The sequence below is a fragment of the Streptomyces sp. NPDC057950 genome, assembly GCF_042887295.1.
GTDB classification, from domain to species: domain Bacteria; phylum Actinomycetota; class Actinomycetes; order Streptomycetales; family Streptomycetaceae; genus Streptomyces; species Streptomyces kaempferi.
This window is the reverse complement of the sequence record NZ_JBHVPP010000018.1, coordinates 47,397-66,516: the sequence shown is the minus strand read 5'-3', so window position 1 is coordinate 66,516 and position 19,120 is coordinate 47,397. Positions and strand designations below refer to the sequence as shown.

The window sequence follows — 19,120 nt, the reverse complement described above, 5'->3', positions numbered from 1 at the left end:
ATCCGAACCCGCTTGGCCCGTGCCGGACGCGCGGGCATACTGGTCGCATGCTCACGCATCACACCTTCGCGTTTACCTATGGCAACCGGCCCACCGGCTGCCATGGTCGTGCTGCTTGAGCAACTGACAAGCGACTCCCCAGGCGCCCCGGGCCGACAAGGCCCGGGGCGTCTGCCGTCTCCGGGCCCGGTCGCTCCGGGGCTCCCCTTCCACCGAACAGAAGGAGCCCACCATGGCCGACGCAGCCGACGTACTCGACAAGACCGGCGCCCGTACCGACGACGCCGCCGGCGTGATCACCGACGCCCGTGACCGCGTCGACGCCCTCGACGACCGGATCATCGGCCTCGTCCAGGAACGCATGGCCGTGTCCGCGGTGATCCAGAAGGCCCGGATCGAGTCCGGTGGCCGGCGCGTGAACCTCTCCCGCGAGATGGAGGTCCTCGGCCGCTACCGGGACGCGCTGGGCAAGCCGGGCACGTCGCTGGCCATGACCCTGCTGGAGCTGTGCCGCGGCCGCATCTGAGTCCCGCGCGGCGGCCGCGGTCCGGTGCGCCCCGTCCGTCGCACGCGCCCCGTCACGCCGCGTACGCACGTACGCATGCCGTCTCACCCGTACGGCGCGTGACCGGGGCCCGGCGGGCTTCGTTGGTCCCGGTGTCCGTGCCAGCCAGGGGCGGGCCCGAAACAACCACGCGTGGCTCCGCTGGGGCGCTGAGACGTACGGATCGTGCCGTGCGTCGTGGGACCTCGCCCCAGGGGTGTGACCGGACGGCAGGGGACAGCGGCCCGGTCACTCGAGAGAACGGCCGGCTCCGGGGACGCCCGGAGCCGGCCGGCGCAATCGTCCGACCGGCCCGCGCAGCCGGGTCACTTCGACGGACCCCACCCGAAGAAGCTCCTCACCCCCACATGTCCCAAGGTCCCCGCTCCCGCCCCGCTCCCGCCCCGCTCCCGCCCCGATCCCGGCTCCGGCTCCGGCTCCAACCACATGTCCATGTCCCCGTGGACGAACGACCTCACTCCCCGACCCGCGGCGCACCCCCTCCGGCGCCGCGCCCCAGGCACCGGCGCCGCCCTGGCGTCGGTGCTGACGCAGAAGGGCCCCGCGGCTTCCGTCCCGCGGGGCCCTTCGCATGTGCGTACGCGTGTCCCCGCGGATCAGGTCCTGGAGACCGATCCGCAGGACACTCCGCCGGAGCGCGGAAGCTCCCGGCTCCGGTCGTACGGATCGACGGCGGGCCCGCTGGGCGTCGCGTCGTTCGGGGCGGCCGAGGCGAACTGCGGGTGCAGGAAGCCGTCGTAGACGAAACAGGCGGAGTTGGAGAGGTTCTCGTCGTACCCGAGGAGCGCCAGCCTGCCCGGGGTGACCTGGTACTTCCTCGGATCGGAGACCTCGATGTCGAGGACGCGGCGCACGATGGTGCGGGACACCTCGGTCGACTTCTGGTCCGCCTGGGCCAGTGGGTAGACGAAGGTGTAGTCGGCGTGGATGACGACGGACGCGCGGGTGCCGGCCTTGAACGTCATACGGCCGCGGGTCTTGACCACGTCCCCGACGAGCCGTACCTCGTGCGGGTCGAACCGGCTGAAGAGCCAGAGCGGATCGTGTTTCACATCCGGTTTGCGCAACCAGCTGTTCACGTCGTCGAGCATCTTCGGCTGCTTGGGGTCGAGAAGGGCGAGCGCGCTCGTCGGACGGCCGCCGAGCAGCGTCTTCCGGTCGATGTTCGCGCCGACGAGCAGCGCCTTGGTCTGCCGCAGCGCCCGCGCGACCTGCTCCTTGGTGAGCGGGCCGACCGGTTTCGCGTCCGGCACGACGATGCCGGCGGCGCCGTCGGCGTACCGCTCGGCGGGCGATCCGGCGAACGGCCGCTCGAGGGTGGGTGTGCCGGGCGCGGCCTCCGAGGGCGCGGCGGTCGGGGCCGCGGTCTCGGCGGGGAGTTCGCGGGCGGCCTCGGTGGCGTCGGACGACGCGCTGCCGGATGACGACGAGCTGCCGGAGGAGGTGCCGAAGGGATCGCCGGGCAGCAGCGACGGCCGTACGGCCACCAGCGCCACGACCGCCGCGAGGGGGACGCCGATGACCGCCCACAGCCGTCGGCCGCGGGTCGTGCGGCCCTCCGCCTTGCGCATCTCCTGCCAGGCGGGCCCGGTCCGCCACCCCTCCGGTTCGGCACCCCGGGCATCCCGTTGCCGCAGCCGTTCGGTCACCATGCGAGCGCGGGCCGACGGCTCCTTCGGCGCCGAGGCCCGGATGTCCCGCTCGGAATCGCGGATGAACCGCTCCCACACCTCGTCGGGAACGGAGGACTCCTCCGACCGCTCGGGCTCACCTGCCCTTTCGGGCTTCTTCTCAGACACGAGGGTCAGTTCTAAGTGGATGGAACGGGTGTCCACAAGTCGTACCCGCATGTGACCCAGCACACATAAGAATTCTGTGAAAGACCGCACAACCGTTCACAGGGTCCACGGGTCACATCTGGTGAACCAACGGCCACACCCGCGCCCCACACGCGGAGGCCTCACCCATACGCGTACCGCGGCATCGCGGTACACCGGACTTTCCGAGGTCTTCATGAAGCTTCGCCGTGTCATGGCCGTCGCGGCCGCGACGGCAGCCATAGCTCCACTGGCGCTGCTTTCGGCGCCGGGTGCGTTCGCGGACGACGGCCCCTCCCCGAGCACGACGGTGTCCGAATCCACCAGCGAGCCGGCGTCCGCGTCGCCGAGCGACTCCGCTCCCGCGCCGAGCGCCACCGCGTCCGCGAGCGATTCCGCTCCGGCTCCGAGCACCAGTGCGAGCGCCACCGCCACCGCGTCCGGCAAGCCGACCGCGTCGGCCACTCCCTCGCAGTCGGCGGAGCCGACGGCGTGGCCGACGGAGGACTGCCCCGTCGACGACGACGGTGTGGACGCCGGCTCCCAGCTGTCGCTGGCCGTCTCCGGACTGCCGGGCAAGATCGTCGCGGGCAGTGGCTGGCACAACTTCACGCTCACCGCCGCCAACCACAGCGACCAGGACCTCGGTCAGGTCCAGTGGCTCGCCACGGTCGACAACTACTCCGACAGCGACGACGAGAACGACTGGCTGAGCACGTTCGCCCAGCTCGAGTACTTCAACCCCACGAGCAAGTCGTGGGAGTCCATCGCGGACGAGGTCGGCAGCGGCGTCTACTTCGGTGAGACCACGCTGGGCGGCAAGCAGACGGTCGCCATCAAGCTGCGCGTCAACATCAGCTCGAAGGCTCCGGCCGGTGACGGCTACGCCCTCGGCCTGGGCGGTTACGTCGACCAGGAGAAGGACTGCGTCCACAGCGCCTTCGCGTTGTACGAGCTCACCGTCCTCGCGCCCGGCAGCAGCAACGAGAACCCGGGCGAGCCCAAGCCGGGCAAGGGCGGCAAGCCGTCCGGCGGCACGAAGCCGCAGGGTGGCGCCGACGAGATCCCGGCCACCGGCAGCCTCGCCTCGACCGGTTCCTCGTCCGCCCTGCCGACGATCGCCCTCGTGGGCGGCATCGCCGTCGTCGCGGGTGCCGGCGCGGTGTTCACGGTGCGTCGTCGCAAGTCGGGTGGCGCGGCCGCGTAAGGCGGTACGCCTGGGACGGACCGCGTAGGCGGCACGCCTCGGAGCAGTAGTGGCAGGACAGCAGGACACGTACGGGAACCCGCTACAGGAGCCCGTACAGCGCAAGAAGAGGGACCTGAGCTCGGAGGGGGGCACAGGTCCCTCTTCGCGTTCCCGGGCCGGCCGGCGCCTTCCCGCGCCCGCCCGCCCTCGCCGCTTCCTCCCGTGACCGGGGACCGGCTCCGCCCTACTTCTTCGGCGGCACCGTCGGCATCCCGAGGAACGGCAGCCGCAGCGCGCCGAAGGCGTCCCCGGGAACGGCGGGCCGAAGGGGCTCGACCGGCTTCAGCCGTTCGTACGCGGCGCCCGGCGCCGGACGCGGGTCCGTCTCCCCCTTGTTGGGCCAGTACGACATCGCCCGCTCGGCCTGGGCCGTGATGGTGAGCGACGGGTTGACGCCCAGGTTCGCGGAGACGGCGGCACCGTCGACCACCGAGATGCCCGGATGGCCGTACAGCCGGTGGTACGGGTCGATCACGCCCTCGTCGGCACTCGCGCCGATCGGGCAGCCGCCCAGGAAGTGCGCGGTGAGCGGTGTGCCCATCAGCTCGCCCACGTTGCTGCCGGCGAAGCCGTTGATCTCGGCCGCGATGGTGGAGGCGGCCTGCGAGGCCGCCCTGATCTGCTTGGGGTTGGGCGCCCCGTGTCCCTGACGGGCGGTCAACAGGCCCTTGCCGGCGCCCTTCGGCTTCAGATACGTGGTCAGCGAGTTGTCGAGCGACTGCATCACCAGGCCGATGATGGTCCGCTCGGACCAGTGCCGGTTGGAGAGCGAACGGGCCACCAGCAATGGGTGCCGCGCGGCGTTGGCCAGCCAGCCCAGAGCCCTCGACGAGCCCTCCGCGTAAGGGACCTGGAGGATGGAGAGGCTGCCCATCGAGTTCGATCCCCTGCCGTAGCGGACCGGTTCGATGTGCGTGTTCTCGTCGGGATGGATCGAGGACGTGATGGCGACGCCCCGGGTGAAGTCGACCTTCGGCGATCCGGTGGCCCTGCGGTACCGGCGGTTGTCCGTCTGCGCGCCCACCAGCGCCTCCGAGTTGGTGCGGGTCAGCTCACCCAGCCTCGGCGAGAGGCGGGGCAGCTGGCCGCCCGCTTTCATCCGGTGCAGCAGGGTCTGCGTGCCGTACGTACCGGCGGCGATCACGATCCGGCGCGCCGTGAACATCCGGCCCGCGCCCTTGCGTTTGCCGTCCGTGGGCAGGGTGGCGACGGCGTACCCGCCGCGCGAGTCGTCGGTGACGGACACGACGGTCGTCATCGGGTGCACGACCGCGCCCGCCTTCTCGGCCAGGTACAGATAGTTCTCGTTGAGGGTGTTCTTCGCGCCGTGCCGACAGCCGGTCATGCACTCACCGCACTCGGTGCACGCCTTGCGGCCGGGCCCGGCGCCGCCGAAGTAGGGGTCCGCGACCTCGCCGCCGGGGGCGGCCTCGGCCGTGCCGTCCGCGTCCTTCCCGTCCCCGAAGAAGACGCCGACCGGCGCCATGTGGAAGGTGTCGCCGACGCCCATCCGCTGCGCGGCCGCCTTGAGGTGGACGTCGGACGGGGTCATCGTCGGGTTGAGCCGCACCCCCAGCATGCGCCGGGCCTGGTCGTAGTACGGCTCCAACTCCTCCTGCCAGTCCGTGATGTCCTTCCACTGCGGGTCGTCGAAGAATGCCTTCGGCGGTACGTAGAGGGTGTTGGCGTAGTTGAGCGAGCCGCCGCCGACACCCGCGCCGGCCAGCACCATGACGTTGCCCAGCAGATGGATGCGCTGGATGCCGTACATTCCGAGCCGCGGGGCCCAGAGGTAGTTCCTGATGTCCCAGGAGTTCTTCGGCAGCGTGTCGCGGGTGAAGCGACGGCCGGCCTCCAGCACTCCGACGCGGTAGCCCTTCTCCGTCAGGCGCAGGGCCGTGACGGAACCGCCGAAGCCGGAGCCGACCACGAGGACGTCGTAGTCGTACGCCGAGTCGTGCGCGTCGTCGTGCGCGGAGTCGTCGTGCTGTTCCTGGACGGAGTTCTCCTGTGACACGTGCTGCTCTCCTCGTCGAGAACGGGTGCGGACGTGCGAAGACGCCTCGGTCAGTGATTGCCGCGGCTCTAGCGAAGCCGCAGCGCCTTCATGACCCGCAGGCTCCGGCTCATGAACGCCGCGTACTTCTCGTCGTCCATCCCGAGCGACGGCGCCATCGGCAGCAGCCGCTGCTGGGCGACGGTCTGCGCCTCGGTGTACTTGAGGATGCCCTCGGAGCCGTGGCGCCGGCCGAGCCCCGAGTCCTTCATGCCGCCCATGGGCGACTGGACGCTGCCGTACGCGGGCGCGTAGCCCTCGTTGACGTTCACGGTGCCGGTGCGCAGCCGGGCCGCGACCGCGCGTCCGCGCCGCCCGTCCTTCGTCCAGACCGAGGAGTTGAGGCCGTACGCGGTGGAGTTGGCGAGTTCGACGACCTCGTCCTCCGTCCTGAAGCGGTACAGCGAGACCACCGGTCCGAAGGTCTCCTCGTTGCAGACGGCCATGGGTGCCTCGACGCCGTCGAGGACGGTGGGCTCGTAGAAGTAGGGGCCGATGTCGGGACGGGCGACGCCTCCGGCGAGGACCCTCGCCCCCTTCGCGACCGCTTCCTCGACGTGCCGGGTCACGGTCTCCAGTTGCCGCTCCCCCACCAGCGAGCCCATGTCGGCCCCGTAAGCGAGGGAGGTACCGAGCCGCATGGCCTTGGTGCGGGCGGCGAAACGCTCCGCGAACACCTCGGCGACGGACTCGTGGACGTACAACCGCTCGATGGAGATGCAGAGTTGGCCGGCGGAGGAGAAGCAGGCGCGGACGGCGCCCGCGGCCGCCTTGTCGATGTCGGCGTCCTCCAGGACCACCATGGCGTTCTTGCCGCCGAGTTCGAGGGAGACGCCCACGAGACGGGCGGCGGCTCCCTGGGCGACCTCACGGCCGGTGCGGGTCGACCCGGTGAAGGAGACGTAGTCGGCGTGCTTGACGATCTCGGGTCCGACGACGGGACCGTCCCCGATGACCACCTGGAAGACCTCGGCGGGCAGCCCCGCCTCGATCAGCAGATCGCGCGCCCAGAGCGCGGTGAGGCAGGTCTCGGTGTCGGGCTTCATGACGACCGCGTTGCCCGCGACGAACGCGGGGAGCGCGTCGCCGACGGAGAGTTCGAGCGGGTAGTTCCAGGGCGCGATCTGACCGACGACGCCACGCGGGTGGCGCAGCTCGGTGACCTTGGTGAGGGTGGGCATCGCGCCGGCGTGCCGCTTGGGACGGAGGTACGCCGGGGCCCTGCGGCCGTAGTGACGCGCGGCCACGACGACGGCCTGCACCTCCTCGTGCGCGTGCAGCCGGGCCTTGCCCGTCTCCAGCTGGATGAGGTCCAGCACCTCGGCCTGCCGCGCGAGCACCAGGTCGTGGAAGCGCAGCAGGACGGCGGCGCGCTGCCGCACCGGGGTGGCGCCCCAGGCCGTCTGCGCCTTGCGGGCCCGCTCGAAGGCCGTGGCGACGTCCTCGGGGGTGGACTCGGGCAGGTCGGCCAGCTTCTCGCCGGTGAACGGGGTGTGGTTGGCCGTGCGCCCGGAGCCGACGACGCCCTTGGTGAGCTGCGCGACCAGCTCGGGCGTGACCACGTCGGCAGCGGTGCGGGCGCCCGCGGGCGCGGCGGCGAGGGGGTTGGTGCCGGTCTTTTCCGGCTGGTCCGTACCGATGATTTCCGGGGCCTGCGAGTCCGTCATGAAGCGCAGGGTATGACGGCGCGAGGGCTTTGGGTACCCGTTGGTAACCCGCTTTCACGGGGTGCACACACCATGCCAGTGAGCACTGGCAGCGAATGCGCTGATCAGGGCGTTGTTCGGGCGTCGGCCCGCTTCGGAGTCGATCAGGAGGCTTTTCGGCAACGGGACGGCCCCAGCGGCGGGGGCGGGCCCGGCGGCGCGTGGGCCGCCGGGCCCGCCCGGCCCGCCCGGCCCGCCGTCGGGTTCTCACCTCTTGTCGATGTCCAGGTTCGCGATCGCCGCCCTCGCGACCTCACGGCCGCGGGCGGTGAAGTCGCCCTTGCCCGGATAGCTGATCGTGAGCTTGTACATGTCGCCCGCGGACGACTTGTAATAGAACATGCGGAGCTCGCGCGGGCGCGGGTGCTGGCTGTCGCTCGTCGTGTAGACGACCGTGTTCTCCGCGGACTGCCTGCCGTGGAACGTGGTCTGCCTCGGCGTCGTCCTCGGCCCCTCGGGCATGTCGAGGGCGTACGCGCCGCTCTGCTTGAAGTCGCCGTTGTCGGCGTACATCTGGGCGGCCGAGGAGTCCTTCATCTGAGGGGACGTGGCCTCCGCCCTGCGGGTCACACCGAGGCTGATCCAGATACCGCCGCTCCAGTCGGTGTACGTGACCCAGTGGCCCTTGTCCGACGTCCGGTCCGGCGTCGATCTCTGGTAGCCCGCGGGCACCGCGAGCGTCGCGGTGACGTCCTTCTCGTGGTGCTTCCCCCAGTCGTCCGGCAGCGGTCCCGCGAACGGTTTCGCGATCACCAGGTACGCCGTCACGGCCGCCGCGACGACGGCCGCGCCCAGCCCGAGCAGGACCGCGCGAGGTATCCGGACCCCCTTCCGTCCCGTCCCGCCGTCCCGTCCCGTCCCGCCGTTCCGCGTCGTCCCGCCGGTCCCCCCGTCCTCGGGCACCCGCACGACCCGCGTGGGCGCCGGGGCGGCCGGCTCGGCCGCCTCCTGCAGGAGCCGGCGCACCCGGTCGGCCCCGAGACGGCGGGACGGGTCCTTGTCCAGCAGCCCGTTGATCGCCTCCGCCAGCGGTCCCTTCGCCGAAGCGGGCGGCGCCGGGGTGGAGTTGAGCACGGATTGCAGCGTGGCCGGGGTGTTGCTGCGGCGGAAGGGCGAGACGCCCTCCGTGGCCGCGTAGAGGACGACGCCGAGCGACCAGAGGTCGCAGGCCGGGCCCGGACGCTGGCCCAGCACCCGTTCCGGCGCGATGTACTCGGGCGAGCCGACGAAGCCGCCGGTGTCCGTCAGGCTGGTCTCGCCCTCGATCTGCGCGATGCCGAAATCGGTGAGGACCACCCGGCCGTGCGGGCCGAGCAGGACGTTGTCGGGCTTGACGTCACGGTGCAGGATGCCCGCCGCGTGCGCGGCGTCCAGCGCGCCGAGCACCTCCAGGCCGATCCGTGCCGCCTCCCGCGCACCGAGCGTGCCCTCCTCGAGGGCGCCGCCCAGTGAGCGGCCCCGCACCAGCTCCATGACGATCCACGGCTGTCCGTCCACGACCGCGACGTCGTGGACGTTCACCACCGCCGGGTGGTCGAGCCGGGCCGCGGCGCGCGCCTCACGCCGCATCCGCTCGAAGGCGTTGGCGCGTTCACGCTCGGGCAGGTGGTCCGGGAGTCTGGGCTCCTTGACGGCGACCTCGCGGTCCACCGTCTCGTCCCGGGCCCGCCAGACCGTCCCCATGCCGCCCTGGCCCAGCTTCGCCAGCAGCCGGTAACGGCCCGCGACGAGCCGCCCGGTACCGGGGTCCCGCGGAGGAGAGCCCTGCCGGGACGGCGGATGCGCGGCCCCTTGGTGCCCGGACTGCGGATGCGCGGACTGCGGATGCGCGGACTGCGGATGCGCGGACTGCGGATGCGCTTGTGCGGACTGCGGATGCTGCGGATGCCCCGGCTGTGGATGCGGCTGTGCGGGCTGCGGATGCTGTGGAGGACCGGCCTGCGTCCGCGGGGCGGCCCTGGTCGGCTCGGCGTACGGATTGCCCGGGTAGGGAACGCTCTGCTGCACCGCGGGCGCCACCGGCCGCGGGGGTTGCAGTGCAAAACTGGTTGGCTCGTCGGCGCCTTGCGGGACTCCCCCGTCACTGCTCATGGGTCCATCCCTATCGCGGCCCGCGCTCCGGCATCCAGACCCGTCGCGTACCGGTCACAGACCCGTGACGCGACGCACCGCCCAAATGCCGCTTATGCACCGCCTGCGCGTGGTTCACGTGGCGGTGAAGGTGCCCACCGCCACGTCGAAGTACCTCTTGGCCTCCGTCATCCTGCCGACCGGCGCCGAGACCCACACGTCGTACATCCGGCCGCGCTCCTCCCAGCAGAGGTCGTACGTGTGCCGCGGCCCCTCCGCCTCGGTGAAGCCCTCCCAGGTGAACTCCCACAGCGCGGCGGACCGTCCGGCGTGCGTGGTGGGGGTGACCGTGCCGTCGTGGTACCCCGGGTTCGTGGACGGCCCGTCGACGTCCGCGCTCCGCATCACCACGAGCGGGCCGCCCACCACGGGATCCGACACCTTGATGCCGATCCGGAAGGTCTGCCCCGGCGACATGTAGAAGATCCGCTCGCCCTGCGGGTCGCGGGTGAAGCCGTCGGGAACGGCGAGCGCGTACCCGTCGGGATCGTGCACGGTCCGGTAGCCGGACGGCACCGTGCGCTCGGAGGCGCTCGGCGTCCGCTCGCGGGTGACGGTGACCGTGGGGTGCGGAGTCGCCGGGGACGCCTGGCCGCCCCCGGACGCCGACGCGCTCACCGAGGCCCCCGGCGCGGGACTCGCCGACGTGGACGGCGTACGGCCCCCGCCGCTCCCGCCGCTCCCGTCCCGGCCGTCGTGCGTCAGCAACACGGCCGCCGACACCCCCGCGCCCGCCAGCGCGGCGACCAGCGCGGCGACGAGCAGCCCCCGCGGGGAGCGCTTCGCGGTGCGCTCCGGCAAGGCGGTGGCGGTCAGGCCGGCGGCTGGCACCGGGGGCGCGGCGTCCGGCGGCACGGGTCTGCGCTTCGGTACGTCGCGCTGCGTGGGCGAGTACCCGGGCGGCGCGGGGCGCGGTGTACGGCCGGTCTGCCGGAACGCCCGCAGCAGCCGCTCCGCCTCCACCGCGTCGAGCCGCCGGTCCGGATCGCGCTCCAGCAGCCCCCGTACGACGGGGAGCAGGGGCGCGGCCTGGGCGGGTGGCCTGATCTCGTCCATGACGACGGCGTGGAGGATGCCGCCCAGGGAGTCGCGGCGGAACGGCGACTCGCCGCTCAGCACCGTGCACAGCAGCGCGCCGAGCGACCACAGGTCGGACTCCGGGCCGGTCCGGGCGCCGGACATCCGCTCGGGGGCGGTGTATTCGGGCGAGCCCACGAAGGAGCCGCTCTCGGTGAGCGTCGTCGCCCCCGCGACCTGGGCGATGCCGAAGTCGGTGAGGACGACCCGGTCGGTGCCCGCCTCCATCAGGACGTTCGCGGGCTTGAGGTCACGGTGCAGGATCCCCGCGTCGTGCGCGCGGCGCAGCGCGCCGAGGAGGGCGATGCCGATCCGGGCCGCCTCGCGCGCGTCGACCGGGCCGTCCGCGGAGATCCGCTCGGCGAGCGAGCCGCCGTCGATCAACTCCATCACGATGTACGGGCGTTCGGCCTCCTCCACCACGTCGTGCACGACGATGATGTGCGGGTGGTGCAGCTGGGCGACCGCGCGGGCCTCGCGCAGGGTGCGATCGCGTTGCTGGAGGGCCTCGTCCGCGGAGAGCGAGTCGTCGAGGGGGAGTTCCTTCACCGCGACCTGGCGGCTGAGCAGTTGGTCGGTGGCCCGCCAGACGACACCCATGCCGCCCCGCCCGATCCTGGCCTCCAGCCGGTAACGCCCGGCGATCACGCGGACGTTCTCCCCCTCGGTCCCCATACGCCCCATCATGCCGCACCGGACGGACGCCCTCCGGGATCCGTCTTCCACGGTGGCTGTTATCCGGCCTTGTCAGACCAGTCAGAACAGTCGGACCAGACAGACCTCCGCGGCCTTCCAGGCCGGTGAGAGCCGTCCGCCCCGTGCGACACCCGGCCGACCGGTTCAGGCTTTCGGGAGCCAGCCGCGCAGGATCACGTCGAACTGCTGTCGTGCGGTGGCCCAGTCGGCCGCGGGCGCGGACATGTAGATCGCGTACTCGACCCCGTCCCGGCTGAGATACGTCTCCTCGATCGCCCGGCGCGGGCCCGGGAAAGGCGTCTGCTTCGGGAGCGCGGTCCAGGTGAAGTCCCACAGGGAGCCCGGACGGTCGCGGAACGTGTTGGACTCCAGGCTCACCTTGTTGTAGCCGACCAGTTTGGTCAACTGCTGCTCCAGGTCGAGCTGGTGCGCGTGCGGGTCGGGAAAGTCCGGCGAGTCGTCGATGGCTATGCGGATGAAGTGCTTGCCGTCGTCCGGGGTGTAGTCGACCTGGCCATTGCCGGCCTTCCGCTTCCACGTGCTGTCGGGCAGCGGGAGGCTGAACCCCTCGGGGTCCGGCACCCGCTTCCAGCCGTCGGGCAGGGCACCGTCCGCCTGGTGCGACCGCGGGGTCTTGGTGGCGCCGTTCCCGGGCTTGCCGTGGGAGGTCCCCGTGCCGGTCGAGGCGTCGTTGTGCCGGTGCCGGTCCGACAGGTATTTCATGGCCACGGCACCCCCACCGCCGACGAGCACCGCGAGGGCGAGCACGAGGGCGATCGTACGACCGCGGCGGCGCCTCCCGGCGCCCGCGGGAACGCCGCCGGTGGATCCCGACGCCGATCCGTGCAGCGTGAATATCGCCTCGTGGGGCGGCCCCCCGTATCCCTGGGCGGCCGTGCCGTACCCGGCTCCGTCACGCTCCGGTGCGCCCTGCGCGGCCGTTCCGTACGAGCCCGCCTGAGCGTGCGGCGGCGCACCCCTGCTGGTGTCCATATGCTGCGTGGGCACATACGCCTGTGCCGCGCTCGGTCGGCGCCCTTCCGCGGCCTCGGCGAGCATCTGCTCGGCCTCCTCCGCGCCGGGCCGCTTGGCCGGATCCTTGCGCAGCAGCGCGGCGAGGACGGGGCCCAGCGCACCCGCGTTGACCGGTTCGGCGGGTTCGTCCTCGACGACGGCCTGCATGGTGCTGATGGGCGAGGTGCGGCGGAACGGCGACCTGCCCTCCACCGCCGTGTACAGCGTGGCGCCGAGCGCCCACAGGTCGGAGGACGGGCCGGGGTCCTGGCCGCGCACCCGCTCGGGCGCGAGATAGTCGACCGAGCCGACGATCTCGCCCGTGCGCGTGATGGTCGTGTCGCCCTCGACCTGCGCGATACCGAAGTCGGTGAGCAGCACCCGCCGGTCCGGCGACAGCAGGACGTTGCCCGGCTTCACGTCACGGTGCAGCACGCCGGCCGCGTGCGCGGCGCGCAGTGCTCGCAGCACCCACAGCCCGATCCGCGCCGCCTCGGCCGGTTCGATCCGGCCCCGGTCCTTGACCTCGTCGGCCAGCGAGTTGCCCTCGACCAGCTCCATGACGATCCAGGGCCGGTTGTCGTGCTCCAGCACGTCGTGGATGGTGACGACGGCCGAGTGGTTGATCCGGGCCGCGGCCCGCGCTTCGGCGTGGGTACGGGCGAGCAGCCGGGCACGGTCGCCCTCCGTGACGTACAGCGCGGCCGTCAGCTCCTTGACCGCGACCGCGCGGTGCAACACCTCGTCGTGCGCGCGCCACACCCGGCCCATGCCACCGCTGCCGATGGATTCGACAAGTCGGTAGCGGCCCGAGAGGAGCAGGCCCTGCATCTGATTCACGTTTCCCCGCAATGGTCTTGACAGGGCCAGACTAAAGAGCGGTCACCCCGCAGGGAACCGGCGGGGTCGTACGGAGACCGCACTGTGACGGTTCTCCCTTCCCGGTACGGAAGGGAACCATTTCGCGTTCAGCGTGCCGTGGTGCCAGGCGGCGTGCTCAACCGGTGACTTGGTAGGTGGCCGACGCCTGTTCGTACAGCCGGGTCACCTCGTCCATCTCGGCCTCCGGGCCGCGCACCTGCACGATGTGGTAGTGCCCGCCGGTGACGACCACGAGATTGCGGACGTACAGCTCCTGGCCCGCGGAGTTCTGCCAGGTGAACTGCCCTTCGGCCATGGTCCGTCCGCCGACGTCGATCCGCCGCATCCCGCTGGACGTCGCCCAGGTCGAGTCGCGGAACGGCTGCAACTCGCTCTCCCGTTCCCGCTGATACGTCAGCGGATCGCTGCCGTAGGTCGCGGTGCTGTCCCGGCCGGGTACGACGATGAGCTCGAAGTCGCCGTGGGAGTAGACCACCTGGCCGCGCCCGTTCTTGGGTGTGCGGTCCCAGCCGTTCGCCACCGCGACCTGGAAGCCCGCGGAGTCCTTGCGGAGCGTGAAGCCCGCCGCGACACCCGGGGCGTTGGACTCCGACGTCGAAGAACTCGCCTTCCCGGAGGGGCTCCTGTCGCCGCCCGGGGAGGTCTGATCGGGCCGTGGCTCGCTGCTCGCGCTTCCGTCGGCGCCGGTGCCCGAGGAGTTGTCCGGTGCGGGGCTCAGCTGTCCCCCGGAGCCGGCCGGCCGATCGGCAGCACCGTTCGTCCGGTCGTTCTTCGGCATGAAGACCATCGCGTACGCGACCGCCGCGACCAGCAGGAGCAGCACCAGGAGGAGCAGATTCCGCCCGAGCCGCCGGGGCCTTTCCTGCCCGGCCCGGCTCGCCGGGCGGACCGGGCGGTCGCTCCTGGCCCGTTTGTGACGGGCGTGCGGGCTGGTCGCGGGCAGTCTGGCGCGGCGCCGGCGGACGAGTTCGCCCCTCCTGCGCACGATCGGGAGCCGGCTGGGGTCGACCGGGGGCGCCGCGACGACGTGCGCGCCCGCCTCGGGCTCGGGCGCGGACCGCACCAGCGAGCGCAGCCAGCCGCGCAGTTCCTCGAAGTCGAGCCGCTCCGTCGGGTCCTGACGCAGCAGCGACTCCACGACGGGCCGCAGCGGCCCGCACTCCTCCGCGTACGCGGGCGGTTCGGCGCACACCAGTTGCACCAGCTCGGCCGTGTTCTCCTCCGGGTAGGGCGCGTGGCCCTGCACGGCCCGGAAGAGGAGGGCGCCCAGGGCCCACAGGTCGGTCGCGGGACCGATCGGCGCGGCCAGCTGCCAGTTCTCGTGCACCGGGCCGGCCTGCTCGGGCGCCCAGCGCTCGGTCACCGGGCCGACGACCGCCATCCGCGCCTGCCGGGCCCGCTCCGCTGCGAGCGCCGTGGCGGGTCCGCGGCGCGGCGGCGTACCGGCGACGAGCTCGTCCCAACGGCCGCTCGGAGGCACGGGAACCGCGGACTGCTGCGGTCCCGGTCCGGGCACCAGCGCCGGTACACCGCCGCCGGGAAGCTCCGGTGCGCCCGGGACGTGTCCCGCGCCGCCGCCCGGGAGCGCTGTGCGCGCCTGGCCGCCGCCCTGACCGAGGGCTTGCGCGCCGGGGTTCGCGAGGGTCTGACCGCCGTCGTGGCCGTAGCCTTGCCCGGCACCCTGGCCGGGAGCCTGACCGGGGACGTGGCCGGCTCGTCCGCCGGTGGTCTGGTCGGCCTGCCGGCCTGGGCCCGGGGTGAGGCCCTGGCCGGGTCCCACCGTGCCGGGGCGGGGTTGGGCGCCGTGCCAGGCCCTGGTGTGCGCCACCCCGTACGGGTCGGCGATCTGACCGGGGGGCGGGGTCTCCGGCCGCGGCTCCACTATGTGTCCGGTCGCCGGGGCGGGCGGTGCGGAGGAGTCGGCCGGCGGGGCCGGGCGGGGCGCGGGCAGTGCGGCGGGGCCGCCCCGCTGCTGTTCGTGCACGCGGGCGGCGGCGCGCGCTCCTGCGCGGTACGCGGCGATGGCTCCGGCCCGCGCCGCCCGCGCGTCGCCGCCGGCGTCCAGAGCCCTGCGGGCCAGGGCCGCGCTGCCCGTGGCGGGAGCCTCCGCCACGGGCGTACCGTTCTCGGCGCGCGCCTCGATCGCGGCCCGCCGCGCGGCCTCGGCGTCGATCCCCTGGGCGCCGGCGACCACGGCGCCGAACGTGCCCCCGGGACTCGTGGCCCCCTGACCCCCGACACCGCTCGCGCCACGCGAGGCGCCCGCCCCGGAACCTGTACCGGGGTGCGCGGGCGAACCGGTGTTCCACGCCGGCCCGGTACCGCCGCCGTCACCCCCGGGAGCCCTCGAACCCCGGGGAACCGGCGGGACCTGCGTCACCTGGGAGGTCCGCGTTCCGGCCGGCCCCGGGGCTCCCGGCGCTCCGGGCCCTGCGGGTGCGCTCTCCGCGCCGGCCGGACCTTCGAAGTCCCGTACCGGTACCGGGTCGTACCCGCACAGCGCCTCCTCGGCGGCGCCGGCGGCCAGCCCGGTCAGCATGACCCGGCCGTCGTCGCAGACGAGTACCGTGCGCGCGGTGATGTTGCGGTGCACCCATCCGTGCGCGTGCAGCACCCGCAGCGCGGTGAGGACGTCGGCGGCGACCTCGGCGGCGCGGTAGGGACTCAGTGGCTTCTCGGCGAGCAGCGCGGCCAGCGGCCTCGCGGGCACCAGTTCACTCACTATCCACAGCGAGCCGCCCTCGGCGAACACGTCGAAGACCTGGTCGAGCCGGGGATGGTCGGGAATCTGGGCGGCGGCCTGCGCGGCCTCGATCGCCCGCCGCACCGCGGGTTCGGCCGGCCGGCGCGTGGTGCGCGCGGAGGCGCGGCGAACCCCGCCGTCCCGCGCCACGAAGCCCTCGGGCAACCCGTCCGCGTCGAGCACCTCGGCCTCGACGACCTCCGGCAACGGCACCTGCCGGACCAGGACTTCCTGCCCGCTGTAGGTGTCGAACGCGCGGCTCTCGGCGAACTCGTACTCGTCGGACGGTGGCAGCGGGAGGCGATAGCGGTCGGCCAGTACCCGACCCGCGTACTCGTCCACGATGCCTCCCCCGGCCGCCCGGTGGTCAATTCCGTTCGCCTTGCGCCCCGTTACGGCTTGGTACGGTCCGCAACCACTCACGATACGTGCCGGAGGCAACCCGCAATGTGAGGATGCGAGATGTCACCAGCCCGTGACCGAGCCCTACATCAGACACCCCGGGCGAACCGGCCCGAACCTCACGACCCGGGCTCGGGCCCGCGTCTCACGACTTCGGCTGGAACGTCTTCGTCAGCGTCTGCCAGGTGTCCTTGCGCAGATCGCTGTCCCAGGCGGAGGCCTTCGCCGTGTACATCAACGCATACCCCTGATGGGCGTTGACAACGAATCCGCGGTCGATCGACCGGTACTTCGTCCCGCCGTCCTGGTAGGTGAACTCCCAGTCGGCGGTGTTCCAGCCCCGGTAGTCCACCTTCTCTATGCGGATCTTCTGGTACTGCGGGCGCACCATGCCCCGCTCCTGGTTGTTCCAGTCCGCCACCGGGTCGCCCTTGGGCGTCGCCGTCCAACCGACGAGCAGCTTCTGCCCGTCGGGGCCGGTGAAACGGGCGCCCGCGGCGTCCGTGGTCCGGTACTTCCACCCCTTGGGCAGCCCGATCGAGAACCCCTGGCCTCCCTGGTAGGTCGACTCCGCGGTGGAGCCGCCGGTACCGGTCTCCTTGCCGCCGCCCGAACCGCTGCCGTCGTCCGAGCCGCTCCCGTCGCCCGAGGCGCCCGTGCTGGGCGTGGCGCCCGAAGTGCCGCCCCCGTCCGGCGCGGAGGAGTCGTCCTTCTTGTCGCCGTTGTCGGTGTGCGCGCCCTTGTCGGCGTCCTTGCCGCCGCTGCCGGCGTTCGCCCCACCGGACGCGGCTGTCCTGGTGCCGCCGCTCTTTCCGCCCTTGGCGTCGTTGTCGTCACCGCCACCGAGGGTGAGCGCCAGCACCGTCCCGATCACGACGAGCGCCAGGACCACCGCGATGACGACCAGGGTCCGCCGCGGCACCACATCGGTGAGGGGCGCCCTCGGCGCGGGCCGTGGCGGCCGCTCAGGGGCCACCGGCCATCCCGAACCCTGGGAACCCCCCGAGCCCGAGCCGCCCGCGGTCCCGCTCTCACCGGTCGAACCCGTCGAGCCGGCCGCGCCCACCACACGGGTCGAGTCCATCGAACCGGCCGTGTCCTTCGCGCCCGGCCCGCCGACCGGTCCGGAACTCAGCCCCGCCGTCGCCCCGTCGCGGGCGCCCGGCTCGCGGGAGGTGTCCGCCGCTCCGGCGCGCGGGCCCGGCGTGACCGTGCCCGGCGTGACCGCTCCGGCCTTGCCGGCCGCGGGCTTCGACGGGGTCGAGCCCGCCGGAGCCGTCGGCCGGGGAACGGTCGGCGTCTTCGGAGCCACGCCCTCGGTGCCCACCGCGTCCGTGCCCGCCGTACCGGTGGGCTTGGCGCGTGCCGTCGCCGCGGCGGTGGCGGCGCCGGCCGCCGAGGCGGCCTTGCGCACGGAACGCAGCGCCCCGCGGAACCGCTCGCCGGCCTCCTCGCCCCGCTTGGCACCGGAGCCGCCCGAACTCCCCTTGCGGGAACTCTCGTCCGGCAGCGGCGGCAACGACACGACCTTCGTCGCGTCCACCGGCTCCGGCACGGCCGCGCGGGGCTCGGGGGCGCGGATCACCTCGCTGAGCATCGCCCGCGCACGCTCGTTGTCGAGCCGCTGTTCGGGGTCCTTGGCGAGCAGCCCGTAGATCACGGTCTCCAGCGGGCCCGCGTTCTTCGGCTGTTCCACCGGCTCGGTCATGACCGCGGTGAGCGTCGCGATCGCGGAGCCCCTGTCGTACGGCGGGACGCCTTCGACCGACGCGTACAGCAGTCCGCCCAGCGACCAGAGGTCGGCCGCGGGGCCGGGCTTGTGACCGCGTGCCCGCTCTGGGGAGATGTAGGAGGGCGCGCCCACGAGCATGCCGGTCGAGGTGATCGACGGGTCGCCCTCCACCTGGGCGATGCCGAAGTCGGTCAGCACGACCCGGCCGTCGTCGGAGATCAGCACGTTCGACGGCTTCACGTCGCGGTGCAGGATGCCCTCGCGGTGCGCCGACCGCAGTACGTCGAGTATCGCGAGCCCCACCTCGGCGGCGCGCTTCGGTGTGAGGACGCCGTCCTCACGGATGACCTCGGCGAGCGACTTGCCCTCGACGAGTTCCATCACGATCCACGGCCTGTTGTCCTCGTCGACCACGTCGAAGACCGTCACAGCGCCGTTGTTGCGAATGCGCGCGATCGCCTTGGCCTCACGCAGCGTGCGCGTGATCAGCCGCCGCTTCTCGTCATCGTCGATGCTCGACGGGAACCTCAGCTCCTTGACGGCGACCGTGCGGCCCAGCGTTTCGTCCTGGGCCCGCCAGACCGTGCCCATGCCGCCGCGGCCGAGAACATCCCCCAGCCGGTACCGCCCGGCGAGGAGACGTTCGCTCTTGTCCTGACGGGATGCTCCCGCCCGCTCCGCGTCCGACATGCGTCCCCTCATGCAACCCGCCCTGACAGAGCCTTCATTGTCCCTCACCCGACAAGCGCTCAGCGCCCAGGGTGCCTCTCGGAAGCGGTCCACCCGGCGCCGGGGCCGTACCGTCCCGCATGCTGGACGGCGAGAAGGAAGTGCCGCCGACGCCGCCGCGCCGGACACCTCGGACACTCCTGGTCATACCACTGCCCCTGAGGCTCGCGATACGGGCCCCGGCCGGACTGTTCGGCCTGAACTCGCCCGTCACGGGCGCTTCTCCCGCTCGCGCACCGACCCCGTCCCGCTCGGCCCGGTCGCGGCGGGCCGCTCCCGCCCCACCAGTCGCGCGAGACGCCCAACAGCCGCACCGCGCACG

General features: G+C 72.8%; 10 protein-coding genes. 2 read left to right on the top strand and 8 right to left on the bottom strand.

Translation table 11 applies throughout. The annotated features are described in order from the left end of the window. Positions 1-232: 232 nt before the first annotated feature. Positions 233-526, top strand: a complete 294-nt coding sequence (locus ACFVTC_RS27645) for a chorismate mutase (protein WP_168529742.1) — start codon at positions 233-235, stop codon at positions 524-526. A gap of 635 nt (positions 527-1,161) precedes the next feature. Here the strand turns inward: ACFVTC_RS27645 and ACFVTC_RS27640 are convergent. Next, the gene (locus ACFVTC_RS27640) at positions 1,162-2,364 is read right to left on the bottom strand and encodes a hypothetical protein (protein WP_390131213.1); all 1,203 of its coding nucleotides are present in this window, start codon (positions 2,362-2,364) and stop codon (positions 1,162-1,164) included. A gap of 214 nt (positions 2,365-2,578) precedes the next feature. On the opposite strand from ACFVTC_RS27640, the gene ACFVTC_RS27635 reads away from it, so the two are divergent. Then, complete coding sequence (locus ACFVTC_RS27635; protein ID WP_390131212.1) at positions 2,579-3,589, top strand: LPXTG cell wall anchor domain-containing protein; 1,011 nt, start codon at positions 2,579-2,581, stop codon at positions 3,587-3,589. A 226-nt stretch (positions 3,590-3,815) separates the two neighbouring features. On the opposite strand, the gene ACFVTC_RS27630 is transcribed toward ACFVTC_RS27635, so the two are convergent. The 7 genes from ACFVTC_RS27630 to ACFVTC_RS27600 form a co-directional block, all read right to left on the bottom strand. Further along, positions 3,816-5,648, bottom strand: coding sequence for a GMC oxidoreductase (locus ACFVTC_RS27630; protein ID WP_390131211.1), 1,833 nt, complete (start codon positions 5,646-5,648; stop codon positions 3,816-3,818). Positions 5,649-5,716: 68 nt separating this feature from the next. Next, complete coding sequence (locus tag ACFVTC_RS27625; protein ID WP_390131210.1) at positions 5,717-7,354, bottom strand: succinic semialdehyde dehydrogenase; 1,638 nt, start codon at positions 7,352-7,354, stop codon at positions 5,717-5,719. Between the two features lie 246 nt (positions 7,355-7,600). Continuing rightward, positions 7,601-9,484: a protein kinase gene (locus ACFVTC_RS27620; RefSeq protein ID WP_390131209.1), complete on the bottom strand. Its 1,884-nt coding sequence runs from the start codon at positions 9,482-9,484 to the stop codon at positions 7,601-7,603. Positions 9,485-9,598: 114 nt separating this feature from the next. Next, positions 9,599-11,275, bottom strand: a complete 1,677-nt coding sequence (locus ACFVTC_RS27615; RefSeq protein ID WP_390131208.1) for a serine/threonine-protein kinase — start codon at positions 11,273-11,275, stop codon at positions 9,599-9,601. A 165-nt stretch (positions 11,276-11,440) separates the two neighbouring features. Next, positions 11,441-13,141 (bottom strand): protein kinase, encoded by a 1,701-nt coding sequence (locus ACFVTC_RS27610; protein ID WP_390131340.1) that lies wholly within the window; start codon positions 13,139-13,141, stop codon positions 11,441-11,443. A 166-nt stretch (positions 13,142-13,307) separates the two neighbouring features. Next, the gene (locus tag ACFVTC_RS27605; RefSeq protein ID WP_390131207.1) at positions 13,308-16,277 is read right to left on the bottom strand and encodes a protein kinase; all 2,970 of its coding nucleotides are present in this window, start codon (positions 16,275-16,277) and stop codon (positions 13,308-13,310) included. A 205-nt stretch (positions 16,278-16,482) separates the two neighbouring features. Beyond that, on the bottom strand, positions 16,483-18,759 hold the full coding sequence (locus ACFVTC_RS27600; protein ID WP_390131339.1) for a protein kinase: 2,277 nt from the start codon (positions 18,757-18,759) through the stop codon (positions 16,483-16,485). Between the last annotated feature and the right edge of the window lie 361 nt (positions 18,760-19,120).

Coding starts and splice junctions, on each gene's coding strand:
- ACFVTC_RS27645 (WP_168529742.1), top strand. CDS start 233: ATGGCCGACGCAGCCGACGTACTCGACAAGACCGGCGCCCGTACCGAC.
- ACFVTC_RS27635 (WP_390131212.1), top strand. CDS start 2,579: ATGAAGCTTCGCCGTGTCATGGCCGTCGCGGCCGCGACGGCAGCCATA.
- ACFVTC_RS27625 (WP_390131210.1), bottom strand. CDS start 7,354: ATGACGGACTCGCAGGCCCCGGAAATCATCGGTACGGACCAGCCGGAA.
- ACFVTC_RS27620 (WP_390131209.1), bottom strand. CDS start 9,484: ATGAGCAGTGACGGGGGAGTCCCGCAAGGCGCCGACGAGCCAACCAGT.
- ACFVTC_RS27615 (WP_390131208.1), bottom strand. CDS start 11,275: ATGGGGACCGAGGGGGAGAACGTCCGCGTGATCGCCGGGCGTTACCGG.
- ACFVTC_RS27610 (WP_390131340.1), bottom strand. CDS start 13,141: ATGCAGGGCCTGCTCCTCTCGGGCCGCTACCGACTTGTCGAATCCATC.
- ACFVTC_RS27600 (WP_390131339.1), bottom strand. CDS start 18,759: ATGTCGGACGCGGAGCGGGCGGGAGCATCCCGTCAGGACAAGAGCGAA.